Here is a 17,957-nt window from a genome sequence, read left to right on the forward strand (position 1 = left end):
ACAGTGTTACATCATAACTGATGCATCATTTTTCACAAAGGTTTATGCAAGAATTTTATAAGCTTGTGAAATCTTATACATTTAAAAACGTGTAGATGATTGAGTTATGTTAGAATGCCCCCAAATCTTTTGATTAAAATCACCGATCTTCATAAGAGATCAGATCAATTATTTTGAGTCAAACTCGTATGCCCAATCCTACAGATTTTCAAAGCAGCGCATTAGCAACCTTGCGTATTGAGCAGCAAGCCCTAGACGTGTTAGCAACACAAATTAATGACAGTTTTAATCAGGCTTGTGAAATATTGTTACAGTGTAAAGGCCGTGTTGTGATTACTGGCATGGGTAAGTCAGGGCATATTGGCCGTAAAATGGCTGCGACTTTTGCTTCAACTGGTACACCATCTTTCTTTATGCATCCGGGCGAAGCTGGGCATGGCGATTTGGGGATGCTGGTTCGTGGTGACGTTTTAATTGCGATTTCCAACTCTGGAAAAAGTGATGAAATCATGATGTTGATGCCACTCATCAAACATCTTGGTGTACCTCTTATTACCATTAGCCGTACTGATAAAGGGCCAATGCCTCAAAATGCCGACATCGCTTTAACTTTAGGTGAGTCTGATGAAGCATGCCCATTAGGATTAGCTCCGACATCGAGCACGACTGCAACCTTAGTATTGGGTGATGCATTGGCTGTTGCTTTACTTGAAGCGCGTGGTTTTACTGCAGATGATTTTGCTCGCTCACATCCTGCTGGAGCATTGGGTAAGCGTTTACTTTTACATGTAAAACACCTCATGCATACAGGCGATGAATTGCCAAAAGTTTCACCAGATACGCCAATGAATCAAGTGCTTTACGAAATTTCTAATAAGCGTTTAGGCTTGACCACGATTGTAGATGATGAGGAACATTTGCTTGGTATTTTCACCGATGGTGACTTGCGTCGTTTAATTGATAAACAGCAAGGTTTCGATGTGAATTTACCTGTTTCTGAAGTAATGACAAAAAAACCGTCAACTATTTCTCAAGAAGCACGTGCGGTAGAAGCTCTACAACAGCTTAACCTGAAAAAAATTAGTCAATTTGTTGTGGTTGATGACCAAAATAAAGTGATTGGTGTAATTAGTATGCATGACCTTATTCAGGCAGGGGTAAATTAATCAATGGCATCTTATGCATTGTTAGAACAAGCACGTCACTTACAGGCATTGGTTCTGGATGTCGATGGTATTTTAAGTGATGGCTTTGTAACTTTAACCAATAGTGGCGATGAGATTAAATCATTCGATATTCGTGATGGTTTAGGCATGAAACTTGTGCAGCAAGCAGGCATGAAAGTCATCATTATTACAGGCCGAAAAAGTAATATTGTTGAAAAACGTATGTCTGATTTAGGCGTAGATCTTGTTTTTCAAGGCCGTGAAGACAAAGGTTCTGCGTTACGTGAAGCTTGTGCACAGTTTAATATTTTGCCTTCCGATTGCTTGTATATGGGTGATGACTGGCCTGATTTATCTGCTTTTGCAATCGCAGGAATGAGTGTTACCGTGCCAAATGGTCATGAAGAAGTGCGTCGCCGTGCGCATTTGGTTACCCAGTCAATGGGTGGACGTGGTGCTGTACGTGAAGTCTGTGATATGTTGCTGATCGCAAAAGGCATTTACCAAGAACTTCTTGAAAAATATCTTGCAGTACCGCATTAATAATAAGATTACTTAAAAAGGTAGGCTATTCCTGCTCATGGATACCAGAGTTTTATCTATTGTTGCTGTAGTTATTGCTGCTATAAGTGGTGGTTATTACTACTATAGTGGCAAAGCAAAAAAACTAGACATTGGTTCTGCGAAGAATATGACATATTCGGCGCAGGGCGTCCATTTGACTCAAACTGATGATCAAGGCAATTTGTATATTCGTGCTGAAGTTCGTCAGCTTGAACAGGATATGCAACAAAAAACATCAAAGTTGGATCAACTTAATGCCTCTATGTATAAAGATGGCAAGGTTGATGCGACATTCTTTGCGAAACAGGCAAATGGCTATGATGATAATCGTAAAGTTATATTATCGGGTGATGTGGTCGCAACTAAACTTGCTCCACAAGGGAAAATTGAATTCAAAACCGATGAGTTAACTGGTTATCCAAAGACCAGAGAGATTGAAACGGATCATCAAGTGATTGTACAGTCTCCACAAGCCGACTTTGTCAGCAAAGGATTAAAAGCCAATTTGAACAACGGTCAGTACGAATTTTTTAATATTCGAGGAAAGTATGCACCAAAGTCTTAATTTAAAACGTTCTTCAGCTTTCCTAAAACAAGCTGCGGTTATTACATTCGTTGCTTTATCATCAGCTTCGACTTTTGCGTTGCCGTCTGACCGTAATCAACAAATTTCACTCGTGGCAGACCGTGCAACTTATAACGAAAAAACTGGTTTGACGACTTACACAGGTAATGTCGTGATTGAGCAAGGTACGATGAAGCTTCAAGCCGATTCGATTGTTGCTACGTTAAACTCTAAGCGTGAAATCCAAACCATTACTGCTAAAGGCCGTCCATCTAAGTTTCAGCAACAAATAAGTGCTGATAAGGGCGTGGCACGCGGTGAAGGACAAACCATTGTTTATAATGCAGATACGGGCATTATTACATTGAATGGTGGTGCATATTTATATCAAGATGGTTCTAGTATTCGTGGTAACTCATTGAAATATAGTATGAACAAAGGTGATGTTGAAGCTCAAGGTTCATCATCAAATCGTGTGCAGATTATTATTCCACCATCAAGTTCAAAAAGCTTTCCAGGAGCGCGTGACTAATGCAACAAGCTCTTCAACAACCCCAAACTTTGTGTATTAAGCACTTAGGAAAAAACTATAGTAAGCGTTGGGTCGTCAAAGACGTATCTTTTAGTATGCAAAGTGGACAGATTGTTGGTTTGCTTGGCCCTAACGGTGCAGGAAAAACAACAAGCTTCTATATGGTTGTAGGGCTAGTGCGTATGGACAAAGGTGAAATTCACCTTGATGATCTTGATATGTCCGATTTGGCAATGCATGAACGGGCACGTAAGGGCATTGGATATCTTCCGCAAGAGGCTTCTATTTTTAGAAAGCTGACCATTGCTGAAAATATTATGTCCATTTTAGAAACACGTAAGGACTTAAATAAGCAACAACGCCAGCAACGTCTTACTGAATTATTAAATGACTTTAAAATTAGTCATATTAAAGATTCATTAGGAATGAGCGTGTCTGGTGGTGAACGCCGCCGTGCTGAAATTGCACGTGCATTAGCTGCTGATCCTAAATTTATGTTGCTTGATGAACCATTTGCCGGTGTTGACCCAATCTCGGTTGGAGATATTAAAGATATTATCCAGAATTTGAAGGATCGTGGTATTGGTGTGCTCATTACTGACCATAACGTACGTGAAACTTTAGCAATTTGTGAACGTGCATATATTGTGAGTGAAGGGGCTGTAATTGCAGAAGGTACACCACAAGAAATTCTGGATAACGAGCAAGTTCGTAAAGTCTACTTAGGTGACGATTTCACAGTTTAAATAACAAAGTTAATCTATTTGTCTAAAAAGAGGTCAATGCCTCTTTTTAGTTTTTTTATATTTAGTTTTTAAAAACAATGATTTAACTAGTTTAATTAATAGAACTATAATGTGTGAATTATTCCTGCAATTATGCTTCTTTATGCAAAAAAATATGTAGAATGTAAAAGCTTTTAAACGATAACAAACAAGATCAACAAGACAAGCATGATTGGATATAACCAGAGAAGAGTAACAAGGACATGTAAAAAGCCAGCTTTCCTGAAAGGGTTGATGCTTTTAACTTCATTGCATGTACCTATGGTGATATATGCTGCTAAACCAAGTGAGCAATATCACACCTTAAAAGACAACTTATCACAGCTTTTTGCCCCAAAAAGTAGTGATGAATTTAAAGTTGCCAAGATGCAAGAGCTGAGTAATTTTAAGTTAGATCGTTCTAGAGTTCAGGAGTTTCCGACTGTTCAACTCAATGATCGATCGGCTGGATCTTATTCAAGTTTGCCATCAAGCAAAATGACTTTGCAGGAAGCGGTGAAAATCGCAATCCAGCGTAACCCTGATATTTCTCAAGCCATTTCTACTTTAGCTGGCCAAAACGCAGGTATTGATTACGCTAAGGCTGGTTATTATCCACAGCTTTCAGGTGGTATCACTACAGGTGACTTGACTAGTGGTGAGCGTGGTAGGCAGTTATTGACCTTAAATGCGACTCAAATGCTCTATGATTTTGGTAAAGTTAAATCAGGTGTAGATGTTGAGCAAGCCAAGGTTCAGGTTGAACAGGCCAATGTGCTGGTCAGCATTGATGATATTGCACTTGACGTTGCGCAGTCGATCATCAATATTCAGCGCTATCTTCAATTAAATAAAATTGCCGAGCAGCAAATTGCGGGTATTCAGCGAATTCAGGAAATCGCTAATTTACGTGCAAATGCGGGTATTAGTAGTCAGGCTGACCCGATTCAAGCTCAGTCTTATTTACAAGCTGCCCAGTCTGGTTTGATTGCACAGCAATCATTATTGCGTCAGTACCAACAACATTTAAGAACATTATTGGGTGCAGATGTCTCGCGCACGGGTTGGATTATTTCAGATGATTTGGTGAAACAATCTGATTTATATGGCGAACCTGAGTTTAATACCATTCCAAAAATGATCGCGGCTCAAGCCAGTGTTGAAGTCGCTAAAGCACAAAAGGAACAGACTCGTTTAACACGTTATCCAACTTTGTCGGTTAAAGGTTCTTTGAGTCAAGCCATCAATGGCAGAAACCCAAACAATGATAAAGACGACGGTCTATATAGTTCAGTCATGCTTGAAGCAAGCAGTCAGTTTTATCAAGGTGGGGCAGTTTCTTCTCAGGTGAAGATGGCAAGTTATGCCGAAGAAGCAGCAAAGTCTAAAGTCAATTCAGTTTATCTGGACGTTCTCGACCAAATTAGAACCAGCCGTGAACAAATTGAAAATAAACAACGTCAAATGTTGGTTTTAGCAAATCGCCAAGCCACTACAGTTCGTACACGTGAACTTTATCAAGAGCAGTACAAGCTTGGTACACGTTCATTGGTTGACTTACTGAACGCAGAACAAGCCATTCATAGTGCTAACTCAGAACTCGAGACGGCACGTTACGATATCTATAACAGTATTGTTCAGTACATTTCGGCAACAGGACGTTCCCGCCAAGCTTATGACTTAAATAATATTTCAATTCAGGGGTTCGAAGTACAACCATGATGACAAAAATAAATTACCAGCCCTGGTTACAGGCGGTCTTAACGATTGCTAAACATTACCGAATTGAGCCTTCAGAAGAAAGAATCCGTTTACAACTTGATTGGAACCAGAATCAAAACCTTGATGATGTTTTACAGCTCATTACACGTCAGGTTGGACTAAATTTACGTAAAGTACCTTTTTCATTAGAGGTACTGAATCCGTGGCGCCTGCCTGTTATGGTCGAGTTTAACGACGGACAGGTTGGTGTTGTTGATAAAGCTGATACTCAAGGAAATGTCAGTATCCAGTTGAGTGGAGATCACGGCCTTTCCCAAAATTTAAGCTTGGACGTCTTAAAAACGACAATTAAAAATGTCTATATTCTGCGTCCTGAAACTTCGATTCCCGATGCGCGTATTGACGAATATATCAAACCGTATGAAGCAAGCTGGTTCTGGTCAATTGTACTCAGAGACTGGAAGCGCTACGTTGATATTATGTTTGCCTCACTGATTGCCAATATTTTGGCACTGGCAACCATTATTTTCTCAATGCAAGTCTATGACCGCGTTGTTCCATCACAGTCTGTTCCAACCTTATGGGTGCTGGCAGGTGGTGTACTCATTGCAGCGCTCTTCGAATTTACCTTACGCATATCACGCGTGTACTTATCCGATATTATTGGTAAACGTGCTGACTTACGGGTATCTGACCGTGTATTTGGTCATGCCTTACGCATCAAAAATAAAGACCGTTCGAAGTCTACAGGTAGTTTTATTTCCCAGATTCGTGAGCTTGAAGGTGTGCGTGAGCTGGTGACTTCTACCACCATTAGTGCAATTGCCGATTTCCCGTTCTTTTTCCTGTTCCTGACCATCTTTGCGATTATTGGCGGGAAATTGTTTTGGGTGATGTTGCTGGTTGTACCGCTTATGCTATTGCCGGGTATTCTGGCACAGAAGAAGCTAGCTCAACTCGCACAAGAGGGTATGAGAGAATCTTCAATTCGTAACGCCATTCTTGTTGAAGCGGTGCAAGGTATTGAAGACATCAAGCTTTTACGTGCTGAATCACGCTTCCAGAACCAGTGGAACCACATGAACGAAGTTTCAGCCGACATTGGTATGAGACAACGTAAAATCGTTGGTACCTTAATGGCATGGACTCAAATGCTTCAGGGTTTGACCTATGCGATTGTGGTTTTAGTGGGATGTTTTGCGGTAATGGATGGTGAAATGACTACAGGTGCGTTAGTGGCCTGTTCAATTTTATCTTCACGTATGTTAGGTCCGATTGCACAGATTACAGGCGTTCTAGGACGTTTACAGCAGGCGAAAGTTGCAAAACAAAGCCTAGATGAGCTTATGCAACGTCCAATCGATCAGGCTGACCGTTCACATCTGGTGCATAAAGCTGCTTTAAATGGCGATTACGAACTAAAAAATGCTTTGTTCCAATATGGAGAAGAAGACCCAAGACCAAGTTTGGCAATCCGTCATTTGAAAATTCGCGCTGGTGAAAAAATTGCAATTCTGGGGCGTAATGGGGCGGGTAAATCGACACTGCTTCAACTTCTATCTGGCATGCAAGTCCCAACACAAGGTTCAGTGCATTTAGATGGTTTGGATCTGTCTTTAATTGACCCATCTGATGTACGTCGTGATATGGGGTTACTCAACCAGAATGCTTATCTTTTCTACGGTACGATTCGTGAAAACCTGACTTTGGGTGCTCCGCTTGCAACTGATGAAGAAATTCTTCGGGCTTTAGTGGTGACGGGTGCTTTACCTTTTGTTCAAGAGAAAAAAGAAGGATTAGATCACCTGATTTTAGAGGGTGGCGTTGGTTTCTCGGGTGGTCAGAAACAAGCGTTGTTATTGGCTCGTTTATTGATTCGTCAACCTAACATTTTATTGTTAGACGAACCAACAGCAGCCATTGATGATGTGGCAGAGAAACAACTGATTGATCATTTAAAAGGATGGCTGGCGCATCGGACCTTGGTCGTTGCGACTCACCGCCGAGCTGTTTTAGAACTGGTGGACCGTATTATTGTCGTTAACGATGGCAAAATCGTGATGGATGGTCCAAGAGATCAGGTCCTTAATCAATCAACAGCCCAACAAAAACAAGTGCAAGGGGGTAATTCATGAGCGAACCACAACAAGAACAACAACTCACCCGTTCAATGAATGTCTCTTATAGTGAGCCACCTTTACCACGTGCCAGCTTAGTGATCTGGATCGTGGGGATTGGTTTGGTTATTTTCTTTATCTGGGCATGGGTATTTAAACTTGAAGAAGTTTCTACCGGTACGGGTAAAGTGATTCCATCATCTAAAGAGCAGGTGATTCAGTCTTTAGAGGGCGGTATTTTAACCAAGCTCAATGTACAAGAAGGCGACATTGTTCAAAAAGGCGAAATTCTTGCGCAACTAGATCCAACCCGTTTTGCATCTAATGTGGGTGAATCAAGATCTTTACTCATTTCAGCTCAGGCGACAGCAGCGCGTTTGCGTGCGGAAGTAAACGGTACGCCATTGGTTTTTCCTGAAATTGTGATGAAAGAACCAAAACTTGTACTAGAAGAAACAGCGCTCTATCGCTCACGTCGTGCTGATCTTGAGCAAACACTTTCAGGTTTAAAACAGGCTTTGCAACTGGTGCAACAAGAACTGGCAATGACGGAGCCTTTGGTTGCTAAAGGTGCGGCAAGTGAGGTTGAAGTTTTACGTTTACGTCGTGAAGCAAATGACCTTAGAAACAAAATGAATGATGCGCAGAATCAGTATTATGTTAAGGCTCGTGAAGAGTTATCGAAAGCAAATACGGATAGTGAAACGCAACAACAAATTGTGCTGGGTCGTAGTGACAGCTTAGATCGTGCAGTGTTCAAAGCACCGGTACGTGGTGTTGTAAAAGAAATTGCAGTCACAACCCATGGTGGTGTTATTCCACAGAACGGTAAATTGATGACCATTGTACCGATTGATGAGCAGTTGCTTATTGAAGCGCGTATTTTGCCGCGTGACATTGCGTTTATTCGTCCGGGACAAGAAGCACTGGTTAAGATTACTGCCTATGACTACTCAATTTATGGTGGTTTAAAAGGAAAGGTTACGGTTATTTCACCAGACACAATTCGTGATGAAGTGAAACAAGACCAATTCTATTATCGTGTTTATATCCGCACTGATTCCGACAAGCTTTATAATAAAGAAGGTAAGGCTTTTGGAATTACGCCGGGTATGGTGGCAACAGTAGATATTCGTACGGGTGAAAAAACAGTACTCGATTACTTACTTAAACCATTTAATAAAGCGAAAGAAGCGTTACGAGAAAGATAATAAAAAAAGCCCCGAATCTCGGGGCTTTTTTATGGGTTTGATTCTATTAAATTCACGTTATAATTTGATTTTTATTATGCTTTATTTAATTTATGGCTTTTACGATTGCATCACAGATTACATTTGAAGAAGAAATTAAAAAAAGCAGATTTCAGGCTATCGCTGCGCCAGTAGAAAATGAACAGCAAGTTAAAGAATTTTTAGAACTCAATAAAGATATCTCTACAACTCACCAATGTTGGGCATGGAAAATTGGCCATAACGTACGCTTTAATGATGACGGCGAACCGTCAGGAACAGCAGGCCGTCCAATCTTGGCGACCATTGAAGGGAATGACCTGACGAATGTTATTGTGATGGTTAACCGTTGGTACGGTGGAATAAAACTTGGAACAGGTGGCCTTGTTAGAGCATATGGGGGCTGTGCTGGGCAATGTTTGCTTTTGGCTGAGCGTATTGAACTGATTGCAAAGAAAACGATTTACTTTTCTTGTCACTTTAATGAATGGGCAATATTTCAATATGAGCTTACTCAACAACAAATTGAATATCAGGAAACTTATACTGCAACGGGTGTAGATATCGAAGCAAGGCTACAAATACATCAAATTGAACCGCTTGCCTTGAAACTGCGAGACGTAACGCGTGGTCGTGAAGAATTAAAGATTGAAGAGGAATTAACTGATGACTGATTCCTTATTGAAATATCGTGAGCAACATAAGCACCGCTTAAACTATATGCCATGGTTATATTGGACTTTAAAACCTAAACATCGTGCTTGGGCCGAAGAGTGGCAAAAAGAATATCAAGCATACTTGATGGACATGGAAACCGTTGAGATTGGTGAAAACTGTTTTATTTCACCGCTAGCACATATTTTTGCTGAGCCGGGACGCAAAATTATTATTGGTGATAATTGCTTTATCGCAGCAGATTGTAGTTTGCATGGACCACTTGAAATTGGTAATGAGGTCGCGATAAATCATCATTGTATTTTAGATGGTGGGCGAGCCGGTATAAAATTGCATGACCAAGTTCGTATTGCAGCATATTGTCATTTATATGCATTTGATCATGGGATGCAGTTAGACCGTCCACTTTACCAACAGCCTGTCACTTCTAAAGGAATTGAAGTTGAGCAGGACGTTTGGTTGGGTGCACATGTGGGTATTAAAGACGGTATTAAAATAGGAAAACATGCCGTAGTCGGGATGAATAGTATGGTGACCAAAGATGTTGAGCCTTACCATATTGTTGGTGGAAATCCTGCAAAATTTATTCGTTTAAGAGAATAATGCAGTCTTAAGAATGTAATAAAATGTTTGATCTTTAAACAAAAAAGTTGATTTTTATACATAAACCTTAACATACCAATTTTTATCTATGTTAAGTTAAAGCTAAGTTTTAAGAATAATCTCCAAGGCAATAGACCTGAAGAAGAGAGGCTAACATGAACCGTGTTATTGCGTGTATTGACTCATCACCGTGTATTAATGCTATTGCCGATGCAGCAGCATGGGTTGCTAAAGCAACCGGACGGGAACTTGTATTATTACAAATTCTAGATTATTACCCAGCCAGTTATCATCTTGGTGAAATTAGTGGGGTAATTGGCTTTGAAAGCAATGCAATGCTGCTAAAAGAGTTAGCTGAGCTGGAACAAAAACAAAGTGAACTCGCTTTAGACTATAGCAATAATTTACTCCGTCATATTTCTGATCTTATTCAAGAAAAACATGGAATTACGAGTTCAAAAATTCAAGAAAAAGGCGATTTTTTAGAGCAAAGTTTTAATCTTTTGCATGAAAATGACATCGTCATTTTAGGTCGAGTCGGGGAGCGGGCTGCCGAGAAACAGAAACCAATCGGTAGTAATGTTGAGAACTTTATCCGTGGGGCCAACTGTACAGTTTTGACTATTGGTGAAAACTTTAAAGTGCCAACCCGTTTTATCTTTGCCTATGAATATTCACCAACTTGTCAAAAAATGATGCGCCGTATTGCCCAAAGTGATTTATTGCGAACACTGCAATGTCATTTGGTATATGTAGGTGATCATCCAGAAATATTAAATGAACCTGAGCATTACCTGAAACAAGCGGGCATAGATGTTGTGACCGTATATCGCTATGGTGATGTTGCACAAAATATTTTAGAGTACCAACAAGAACACGGTATTCAAATTATTGTGCTAGGGGCATTTAGTCATAGCAAGATTCATCAATTCTTCTTAGGAAGTATTGCGACAACCATATTCAGAAACGCGACTGTACCGTTACTTGTGGCTAAATGATGAGATTTCCATATAGTTATCCGCAAATCTTGTGGATAACTATATGGAAAAGCAACAGTAATAAAAGTAATTTATTGATTATAAATAATAAAATAAAAAAGATGATTTTTTAACCATTATTTCACAATTGCAATTGCGAAGCCATCATGGCCCTTTGAGCCGACTGTTTGTAAGGCTGTACAAGACAATATTTGTGGATGATTTTCGAGAGCTTTAAACATTTCACGGATGCCTTCAATACTCGGTTTTTTATTGTCTGGATTTAAAATATCACCTGCGCGAATTACATTATCCAGCACAATAATCGTACCTGATCTAGAGAATTTTAGGCTCAATTCTAAATATTCAGGATAACCCTGTTTATCTGCATCAATGAAAATAAAATCAAAAGGCTCGATAGATTGAGGATCAATTGCAGACAGAATATCAGCGGCGCGGCCAGCTTTAAGATCGACTTTTACCGGAAGGTTAGCATGGTCAATATTTTTTTGAGCCATTTCTGCATGAGTATCACGGCCTTCAATTGTGAGTAAATAACCATCTTCAGGTAAAGCACGACCTAACCAGATAGTACTGTATGCAGCAAAGGTACCAATTTCTAAGACTCGTTTGCATTTATTCATTTGAATAAGCATCTGCAAGAACATACCTTGGTTAGGTGCCACTGCAAGATGATTTGAAAAGCCGTGTTCATCGGTATTCTTTAATGCATATTCGAGTCGCGGGTCTTCAGGAATTAAATGTGAATCGATATATTCGTCAATGTCTGTCCACATCTGCTGCATAATCAAATTTACCTATATGTTGATCGGGCTATTTTAAACGTTTATGCATAGAGTGCAAAAATCTTCGTTTCAAGAAATTTTGGTTGATTGAGAAATGAACAATAAAAAAAACTCCTTTCAGTTGAAAGGAGTTTTTTGAATTAGAAATTACACATCGAACTATTTCGGGTGAGGTCTGGACCCCAAGTACGATAGCCTTGAGTATCAATATGAATTTGCCCGGAGCTATACAATCCAATACCCATATTTAAGCTTTGACCATGCTGAGCCCAGAACTGACAAAGTTTAAACTTAGTATTCTCAATAAATGCATAATCTTGAGCTTGTGGGAACTCAGGGCCAATACGGAAATCGATTGCCGAGTTAAATAAATGTTTAGATGAGCTTGCGCCACCTGCACATTCATTTAAAGGTAAGTCACGGTAAACCGAGGTTACTTCAAAGTCAGTTAAAACTTTTGCTGCAACTAAATATTTAAATACGCGTAGGGTTGATAAAGAGTTACCCCAAAGTTCGCGATTAGGCACCGCATATTCTGAGCGGCCACATTTTTGCCAATCACGTGCTGAGCGTAATAACTCAAAACTTGGCACAATGCCTGCGACGTTGTTTCGGGTTAAGAAGTTTTCGTATTCACGAACACGTTGGTAATTTTCACCAGAACTTAACCAGCCTCGATAAGACGCAGGCTCAACTTTAGGGGGGATCGGGCGCTCGATAATAACGCGCTCTTGTGGAATAAAGATTCGTTTACCACTTGGAGAGGTTTTGCCTGTTGTTGTGTGTTGGGGAGAGCTGACACAACCTACCATAACCGCTGGGATTATGCATAAGGGCACCAGACTCTGCAAAAACTTCCGCATAAGAAAAATTAAGCACTTATAAATATTGCCGCTATTTTAATGCAAAACAGTGCACAAATTACGAGGAATTTGCAATGAAATGTTTGAATAGGGTATAAAAAAGATCAGCGGTTGCTGATCTTTTTTGAAATTACTTTTCAAGATATTGTAATTTATCAGGTTTGCCGTTCCATTCTTCACGGTCAGCTGGTTGATCACCAATTTGAGTAATGTTAGGCCATTTTTGAGAAAGATCAGCATTTAATTCAATAAACACTTCCTGACCTTCTGGTAACTCATCTTCAGAGAAAATTGCATTTGCCGGGCACTCTGGTTCACATAATGCACAGTCAATACATTCATCCGGATTAATCACTAGGAAATTCGGACCTTCGTAGAAACAGTCAACAGGACAAACTTCTACGCAATCTTGGTATTTACATTTAATACAATTTTCAGTGACAACAAAGGTCATGGCGACAGCTACCTAAAAAATATGGTTTCATTTCGAATAGCTTATTTTAGGCAAAAAAGGGGTAAACAAACAATTGCTTTTATTGATATTCTTTATTCATGCATATGAAGATAAGTTAATACGTTGATAATCAAACAAATCTTTCAGTCTTATGAACTGCTTGTCTATAAAATTAAAATAATAATATATTTTATAAAACAATAACTTAAAAATTATTTTATTTAATTATTTAGATGTCATTTAAGTCAAGGCATCTATTTTAATAAATACCTTAACTTTTCATTTTTTCTTTTACAAATTTTGATTTTCAGCTTTTGGGGCTGAAAATCTTCAAATATTTAGAGCTAAACGTTACACAGCAAATGAATATCTTCAGGTTCGAGCTGCCAAAGTCGTTGATCTGGAGCCTTCAGCGGTTCAGCACCATGCTTCATATAGAAGTCTACAGTGCGCCGACTCGGGGTTGCTGAAATATACAGTTGTTTTGCACCGAGTTGCTTGGCGGACTCTTTTGCGGCTTGCATAAGCTTAGCACCAATGCCTTGACCTTGTTGGTCTGCATCGACATAGAAATAGTGGAGTAATTTCGCGTGAGGGTAATCCGCTATAAGTTGATTTGAGACTACGCTCACACCAACCAGTTTTTCAGAAGCATCAAATGCGCCGATAAATATTGAACCTTGTTTATAGAGCTGTTTCAGTTTAGGTGGGTCATTTTCTAGATGATATGAGTCCCAATGTTGTACATCAAAAAAACAATCAACTAGGTCTAGATGCTGCTGTTTTTGTATGTAGTTTTGAGTAATTAATTCACGGCGGCTAATTTGCTGCCAAATAAGATCGATTTCTGAATATTGCAAAGATCTTAAGATCATATAAATATTATTCTCCGAGATGAATAAGCAGACCTAAGCCTGCTTATTCAGAGGTGATTTATTAAGATTTGAGTGCAGCTTTCAGCTCATAGAGTTGTTCAAGTGCCTGACGAGGCGATAAGTTATCGACTTCAATTTGCTTAAGTAAATCTAGAGCAGGGGATGAAACTTCAATCTCGACAACTTTTTCTATGATTTGTGAACCAGAGTTTGCATCTGGTGGAGCAAACAAATCATTTTGAAAACTGGTTTGTAGATGTTGTTGCTGCTGTTTTTCCAAAATACGTAAACGCTTTTGTGCTTCTTTAATAACATTGGCAGGAATGCCCGCTAATTTTGCGACTTGTAAACCATGGCTTTGACTTGCAGGGCCTTGCTGAACCTTATGCAATAAAATCAGATTGCCGTTAAGCTCTTGCGCCGTAACATGATAGTTATCAATTCCTGCTTCACTACCAAGTTCAGTTAACTCGAAATAATGTGTGGCAAATAAACATAAACATTTTACGCGTTTTGTTAAATCAACCACGCATGCCCATGCTAATGATAAGCCGTCATAGGTACTCGTTCCGCGGCCAACTTCATCCATTAAAACCAGCGATTGATTGGTGGCATGGTGCAGAATTTGCGAAGTTTCTGTCATCTCAACCATAAAGGTAGATTTGCCTGTAGATAAATCATCGGCTGAACCAATACGAGTGAAAATTCGGTCAATTGGACCAAGCTTGACTGCTTTAGCAGGAACATAGCTACCGCAATAAGCAAGTAAACTAATTAATGCGGTTTGACGCATAAAGGTTGATTTACCGCCCATGTTTGGACCGGTAATAATTGCCATACGGTGCTGAGCATCAAGGAAAGTATCATTTGGGGTAAATGGTGCTTTATTTAATGCCTCAACCACAGGGTGACGACCCGCCTGAATTTTAATGCCCGTTTCTGGGGTAAATTCAGGACGCGCCCAATTGTTTAAACGTGCTTGATGAGCAAAGTTTGCAACCACATCAATTTGAGCAATTGCTGAACTCATCATTTGTAAGTGAGCAATATTTTCGCGAAGATTTTCAAGCAAAGCTTCGAATAATGCTTTTTCCCGTGCTAATGCACGCGATTCGCTCGACAGGACTTTATCTTCGAAACTTTTTAGCTCTGGCGTAATGTAGCGCTCAGCATTTTTTAAAGTCTGACGACGAATATAGTCAGTAGGGGCTTGTTCTGCTTGAGCACGAGTCAATTCGATGTAGTAACCGCTTACACGGTTATAGCCGATTTTAAGGGTGTTAATACCTGTGCGCTCGCGTTCTTTGATTTCTAAATCAATCAGGAATTGACCTGCATGATCGCGAATTTGGCGTAATTCATCGAGATCAGCATCATATCCTTCTGCAATTACATTGCCATCACGAAGTAATACTGGCGGATTTTCAACAATAGCTGCCATCAAATGTTGATGAAGCGCTTTAAAATCTCCAAGTTCTTGATCAAGTTGAACTAATAACTTAGATTTTTTCGCTTGAATGACTGGAGTTAACGCCGTTCTTAAAGCTGGAATTTGTGCACATGCATGACGAAGCTGAACTAAATCGCGTGGTCGTGCACTGCCCAATGCTACACGGCTAAGCACACGTTCAATATCGCCAATTTCTTTAAGCACTAAACGAACAGGACTTTCATGGTAGCCTTGAATGAGTTGCTCAATAGCATCTAAACGAGCATCGAGTAAGGCCGTATCCCGAACAGGTTGCATGAGTGTGCGGCTTAATAAACGACCACCCATTGCAGTTTGGCAGTCATTTACCAGTTGGAATAATGATGTTCCATGTTCAAATAGCGGTTCGATAATTTCTAGGTTACGGCGCGTGATTGGGTCGAGCGCGATAAAGTCTGTACTTTGCTCAAGCTGAATTGAACGAATATGTGGTAATGCAGTTTTTTGGGTTTCTTTTGCATAGTGAATGAGTGCAGCGGCAGCAGCTTTAGCTAAAGGTAATGGGTCTAAACCAAAACCTGAAAGCGTTGATACCGTGAACTGGTCACATAAAGTTTTTTGTGCGTTATTTAGATTGAAGTCTACATTTGGGCGCTTAGTAACAGGGCATTCTAAGTGTTTTTTAATTTGCTCAATAATATTTGTGTCGACCAAGTCTTCATCAATCAAAATTTCACTTGGCATTAAACGCGCAAGTTCAATAGGCAATTGTTCTGGCTTGTAATCTTGTTGTTGAACTTTAAAAATGCCTGCACTTAAGTCGAGTAACGCGAAACCAATCTGGTTTTGATGAATGCATAATGAAACGAGATTAGACGATTGATAACTGCTGAGTAATGCATCATCAGTTAAAGTACCAGGGGTCAGAATACGAACAACTTTACGATCAACCGGACCTTTACCTGTTACTTCTCCCACTTGCTCGCAAATGGCTACAGTTCGCCCAGCTTTGACAAGACGAGCAAGATAACCTTCGGCTGAATGGTAGGGAACGCCTGCCATTGGAATCGGGTTGCCGTTTGCTTTACCACGATGGGTTAAGGTAATACCTAAAAGTTTAGCTGCTAAATGGGCATCTTCAAAGAATAGTTCATAAAAGTCGCCCATACGATAAAACAGCAACGCATGTTGATAGTCTTTTTTAACCTTGAGATATTGCTGCATCATTGGAGTGTGGGTGGAGAGATCAGCCATGATTTCAGCGCTATTCATGCGTAATAAACCCTTAAAAAATCAATAATATTTTACGTTTGGTCATTTAGCCAATTCTAACAACTTCTGTGTGAATTGGACTTAATCTAAGAAAAAAGTATACCTTTTAGTGTACCTTTTTTATGTCAAAATTGAGTCAACAGTCCGTGAGAGCTTAACTTAATTTCTCACGGTTGCCATCTTAACAAATTGAGACTGATTGGCAAAAAGGATTCCTAAAATGAGCGAGGAAATAAACAGCAAAAAGAAAGTGACCTTATCAGCTCGTGCAATAGATAAGATGAAAATTGGAGACTCAAATAAAAGTGATATTGGGGAATATAGTAGTTTAAGAGTTACTTTTGGCAAGACAGGACTTAAAAGTTTTGTATATCGTTATAGAAGCCCAGTAGATAATTCATTAAAGAAAATCACTTTGGGTAATTATCCTCATATGTCTTTGGCAGAAGCTCGTATGGAGCTTCAACGTTTAAAAATGATAAGATATCAAGGAGTTTGCCCAGTAATCCAAAGAAAAGAAGAAAAACTTATATCAAAGAAAAATAAGAAAGATTCAACAGCAATTATTAAAGCTTTAACTTTAAAAGATGTAATTGATCTTTACTTAACTGAAGTAATTGAAGGTAGAGCGATTATTGATCAACGTACTGGTATTAAAAAAATAATTCAAGGTCCACACACTTTAAAAGGTCAACAAAAAGCTAGAAGGACCTTATATGTTGACGTCGTTACTAAATTAGGGGAGAGATCCGCAGAAGGTCTGGTATGTAAAGATATCGTTGAGCTTATTAAGTAAATTATTGACAGAGTGTTGAGGTCCAAGCAGGAAGGTTTTTGGCCGAGCTCGTTGCTGCTTATAATTATGCAATTTGTTTTGATTACTTTCCAGAAAATTACTTGCTAAATCAAGCTTAAAACAAACTAGATTTAAGCTGACCTGTAATAAACGTACTCGTGTACTTTCTGACTTTGAATTAAAGTGTGTACTTGCTTGGTTACCAGTTTCTGGATTTTCAATGCACTATAAAAGTATATTAATGCGTGCTCTCTGGACGGGAGCACGTACTGGAGAAATTTGCTCTGCTGAATGGAAAGATATTAATTTTGAAAAAAGCAACTGGCATTTAAAAGGAGCTAAAAATGGTTCTGAGTGTTTTGTTCAATTTTCTAAGCAATGCATATGTATTAATGTTATTGTTTAGATAAGCTGGTAATAGATACTTTCTCTGTTCAAAAAATTGTGCAGATTTCCTGCGTCAAAATCATTCTTCTCAATTGATAGAGAAATTAAAAGCTTCACATGCCCGAGAGCTAGTTGCGGCAATTATTGTAGAAAATGCATCA

General features: G+C 39.4%; 18 protein-coding genes. 13 read left to right on the forward strand and 5 right to left on the reverse strand.

Annotation, left to right across the window (positions count from 1 at the left end; genetic code table 11):
* Positions 1-188: 188 nt before the first annotated feature.
* From I7H67_RS04895 to I7H67_RS04945, 11 genes are all read left to right on the forward strand, one after another.
* On the forward strand, positions 189-1,166 hold the full coding sequence (locus I7H67_RS04895; protein WP_151768336.1) for a KpsF/GutQ family sugar-phosphate isomerase: 978 nt from the start codon (positions 189-191) through the stop codon (positions 1,164-1,166).
* 3 nt (positions 1,167-1,169) lie between these two features.
* Positions 1,170-1,709, forward strand: a complete 540-nt coding sequence (locus I7H67_RS04900; RefSeq protein ID WP_004793423.1) for a KdsC family phosphatase — start codon at positions 1,170-1,172, stop codon at positions 1,707-1,709.
* Between the two features lie 37 nt (positions 1,710-1,746).
* On the forward strand, positions 1,747-2,295 hold the full coding sequence (lptC, locus tag I7H67_RS04905; protein WP_013198419.1) for an LPS export ABC transporter periplasmic protein LptC: 549 nt from the start codon (positions 1,747-1,749) through the stop codon (positions 2,293-2,295).
* Positions 2,279-2,827, forward strand: a complete 549-nt coding sequence (gene lptA, locus I7H67_RS04910) for a lipopolysaccharide transport periplasmic protein LptA (protein ID WP_013198418.1) — start codon at positions 2,279-2,281, stop codon at positions 2,825-2,827. Before lptC ends, lptA begins: the two co-directional genes overlap by 17 nt.
* Positions 2,827-3,573: an LPS export ABC transporter ATP-binding protein gene (gene lptB, locus I7H67_RS04915; protein WP_107881577.1), complete on the forward strand. Its 747-nt coding sequence runs from the start codon at positions 2,827-2,829 to the stop codon at positions 3,571-3,573. Before lptA ends, lptB begins: the two co-directional genes overlap by 1 nt.
* 273 nt (positions 3,574-3,846) lie before the next feature.
* The gene (locus I7H67_RS04920) at positions 3,847-5,313 is read left to right on the forward strand and encodes a TolC family outer membrane protein (RefSeq protein WP_192833678.1); all 1,467 of its coding nucleotides are present in this window, start codon (positions 3,847-3,849) and stop codon (positions 5,311-5,313) included.
* Entirely contained in the window at positions 5,310-7,448 is a 2,139-nt protein-coding gene (locus tag I7H67_RS04925; RefSeq protein ID WP_005303757.1) for a type I secretion system permease/ATPase, read from the forward strand. The genes I7H67_RS04920 and I7H67_RS04925 overlap by 4 nt, the downstream gene beginning before the upstream one ends.
* On the forward strand, positions 7,445-8,641 hold the full coding sequence (locus I7H67_RS04930; RefSeq protein WP_013198415.1) for an HlyD family efflux transporter periplasmic adaptor subunit: 1,197 nt from the start codon (positions 7,445-7,447) through the stop codon (positions 8,639-8,641). The genes I7H67_RS04925 and I7H67_RS04930 overlap by 4 nt, the downstream gene beginning before the upstream one ends.
* A gap of 92 nt (positions 8,642-8,733) precedes the next feature.
* Positions 8,734-9,333: an IMPACT family protein gene (locus I7H67_RS04935; RefSeq protein ID WP_151822477.1), complete on the forward strand. Its 600-nt coding sequence runs from the start codon at positions 8,734-8,736 to the stop codon at positions 9,331-9,333.
* Positions 9,326-9,937, forward strand: a complete 612-nt coding sequence (locus I7H67_RS04940; protein WP_005303760.1) for a chloramphenicol acetyltransferase CAT — start codon at positions 9,326-9,328, stop codon at positions 9,935-9,937. Before I7H67_RS04935 ends, I7H67_RS04940 begins: the two co-directional genes overlap by 8 nt.
* A gap of 155 nt (positions 9,938-10,092) precedes the next feature.
* Positions 10,093-10,935, forward strand: coding sequence for a universal stress protein (locus tag I7H67_RS04945; RefSeq protein ID WP_005303762.1), 843 nt, complete (start codon positions 10,093-10,095; stop codon positions 10,933-10,935).
* Between the two features lie 116 nt (positions 10,936-11,051).
* On the opposite strand, the gene I7H67_RS04950 is transcribed toward I7H67_RS04945, so the two are convergent.
* The 5 genes from I7H67_RS04950 to mutS form a co-directional block, all read right to left on the reverse strand.
* Positions 11,052-11,720 carry an O-methyltransferase gene (locus I7H67_RS04950; protein WP_198307242.1) on the reverse strand — a complete coding sequence of 223 codons (669 nt, stop codon included), beginning with the start codon at positions 11,718-11,720 and terminating at the stop codon, positions 11,052-11,054.
* A gap of 140 nt (positions 11,721-11,860) precedes the next feature.
* The gene (locus tag I7H67_RS04955; protein ID WP_174746768.1) at positions 11,861-12,583 is read right to left on the reverse strand and encodes a D-Ala-D-Ala carboxypeptidase family metallohydrolase; all 723 of its coding nucleotides are present in this window, start codon (positions 12,581-12,583) and stop codon (positions 11,861-11,863) included.
* 130 nt (positions 12,584-12,713) lie between these two features.
* Positions 12,714-13,037 (reverse strand): ferredoxin FdxA, encoded by a 324-nt coding sequence (gene fdxA, locus I7H67_RS04960; RefSeq protein WP_003650851.1) that lies wholly within the window; start codon positions 13,035-13,037, stop codon positions 12,714-12,716.
* Positions 13,038-13,381: 344 nt separating this feature from the next.
* On the reverse strand, positions 13,382-13,912 hold the full coding sequence (locus I7H67_RS04965) for a GNAT family N-acetyltransferase (protein ID WP_198307243.1): 531 nt from the start codon (positions 13,910-13,912) through the stop codon (positions 13,382-13,384).
* 61 nt (positions 13,913-13,973) lie between these two features.
* Complete coding sequence (mutS, locus tag I7H67_RS04970; protein WP_198307244.1) at positions 13,974-16,613, reverse strand: DNA mismatch repair protein MutS; 2,640 nt, start codon at positions 16,611-16,613, stop codon at positions 13,974-13,976.
* Between the two features lie 220 nt (positions 16,614-16,833).
* On the opposite strand from mutS, the gene I7H67_RS19630 reads away from it, so the two are divergent.
* Positions 16,834-17,409: an Arm DNA-binding domain-containing protein gene (locus I7H67_RS19630; RefSeq protein WP_227602529.1), complete on the forward strand. Its 576-nt coding sequence runs from the start codon at positions 16,834-16,836 to the stop codon at positions 17,407-17,409.
* A gap of 220 nt (positions 17,410-17,629) precedes the next feature.
* Positions 17,630-17,815 carry a site-specific integrase gene (locus tag I7H67_RS19635; RefSeq protein ID WP_265091383.1) on the forward strand — a complete coding sequence of 62 codons (186 nt, stop codon included), beginning with the start codon at positions 17,630-17,632 and terminating at the stop codon, positions 17,813-17,815.
* The last annotated feature ends 142 nt before the right edge of the window (positions 17,816-17,957 follow it).

The sequence above is a fragment of the Acinetobacter sp. ACIN00229 genome (assembly GCF_016106645.1).
In the GTDB taxonomy this organism is placed as follows: Bacteria; Pseudomonadota; Gammaproteobacteria; order Pseudomonadales; family Moraxellaceae; genus Acinetobacter; species Acinetobacter oleivorans.

What these genes read in the sequence shown, in the direction of transcription:
- I7H67_RS04900 (WP_004793423.1), top strand. Translation starts at nt 1,170, where the DNA reads ATGGCATCTTATGCATTGTTAGAACAAGCACGTCACTTACAGGCATTG.
- I7H67_RS04945 (WP_005303762.1), top strand. Translation starts at nt 10,093, where the DNA reads ATGAACCGTGTTATTGCGTGTATTGACTCATCACCGTGTATTAATGCT.
- I7H67_RS04935 (WP_151822477.1), top strand. Translation starts at nt 8,734, where the DNA reads ATGGCTTTTACGATTGCATCACAGATTACATTTGAAGAAGAAATTAAA.
- mutS (WP_198307244.1), bottom strand. Translation starts at nt 16,613, where the DNA reads ATGAATAGCGCTGAAATCATGGCTGATCTCTCCACCCACACTCCAATG.
- I7H67_RS04940 (WP_005303760.1), top strand. Translation starts at nt 9,326, where the DNA reads ATGACTGATTCCTTATTGAAATATCGTGAGCAACATAAGCACCGCTTA.
- I7H67_RS04950 (WP_198307242.1), bottom strand. Translation starts at nt 11,720, where the DNA reads ATGCAGCAGATGTGGACAGACATTGACGAATATATCGATTCACATTTA.
- I7H67_RS19630 (WP_227602529.1), top strand. Translation starts at nt 16,834, where the DNA reads ATGAGCGAGGAAATAAACAGCAAAAAGAAAGTGACCTTATCAGCTCGT.
- lptC (WP_013198419.1), top strand. Translation starts at nt 1,747, where the DNA reads ATGGATACCAGAGTTTTATCTATTGTTGCTGTAGTTATTGCTGCTATA.
- I7H67_RS04955 (WP_174746768.1), bottom strand. Translation starts at nt 12,583, where the DNA reads ATGCGGAAGTTTTTGCAGAGTCTGGTGCCCTTATGCATAATCCCAGCG.
- I7H67_RS04895 (WP_151768336.1), top strand. Translation starts at nt 189, where the DNA reads ATGCCCAATCCTACAGATTTTCAAAGCAGCGCATTAGCAACCTTGCGT.
- lptB (WP_107881577.1), top strand. Translation starts at nt 2,827, where the DNA reads ATGCAACAAGCTCTTCAACAACCCCAAACTTTGTGTATTAAGCACTTA.
- fdxA (WP_003650851.1), bottom strand. Translation starts at nt 13,037, where the DNA reads ATGACCTTTGTTGTCACTGAAAATTGTATTAAATGTAAATACCAAGAT.
- I7H67_RS19635 (WP_265091383.1), top strand. Translation starts at nt 17,630, where the DNA reads ATGCACTATAAAAGTATATTAATGCGTGCTCTCTGGACGGGAGCACGT.
- I7H67_RS04965 (WP_198307243.1), bottom strand. Translation starts at nt 13,912, where the DNA reads ATGATCTTAAGATCTTTGCAATATTCAGAAATCGATCTTATTTGGCAG.
- I7H67_RS04930 (WP_013198415.1), top strand. Translation starts at nt 7,445, where the DNA reads ATGAGCGAACCACAACAAGAACAACAACTCACCCGTTCAATGAATGTC.
- lptA (WP_013198418.1), top strand. Translation starts at nt 2,279, where the DNA reads ATGCACCAAAGTCTTAATTTAAAACGTTCTTCAGCTTTCCTAAAACAA.
- I7H67_RS04920 (WP_192833678.1), top strand. Translation starts at nt 3,847, where the DNA reads ATGCTTTTAACTTCATTGCATGTACCTATGGTGATATATGCTGCTAAA.
- I7H67_RS04925 (WP_005303757.1), top strand. Translation starts at nt 5,310, where the DNA reads ATGATGACAAAAATAAATTACCAGCCCTGGTTACAGGCGGTCTTAACG.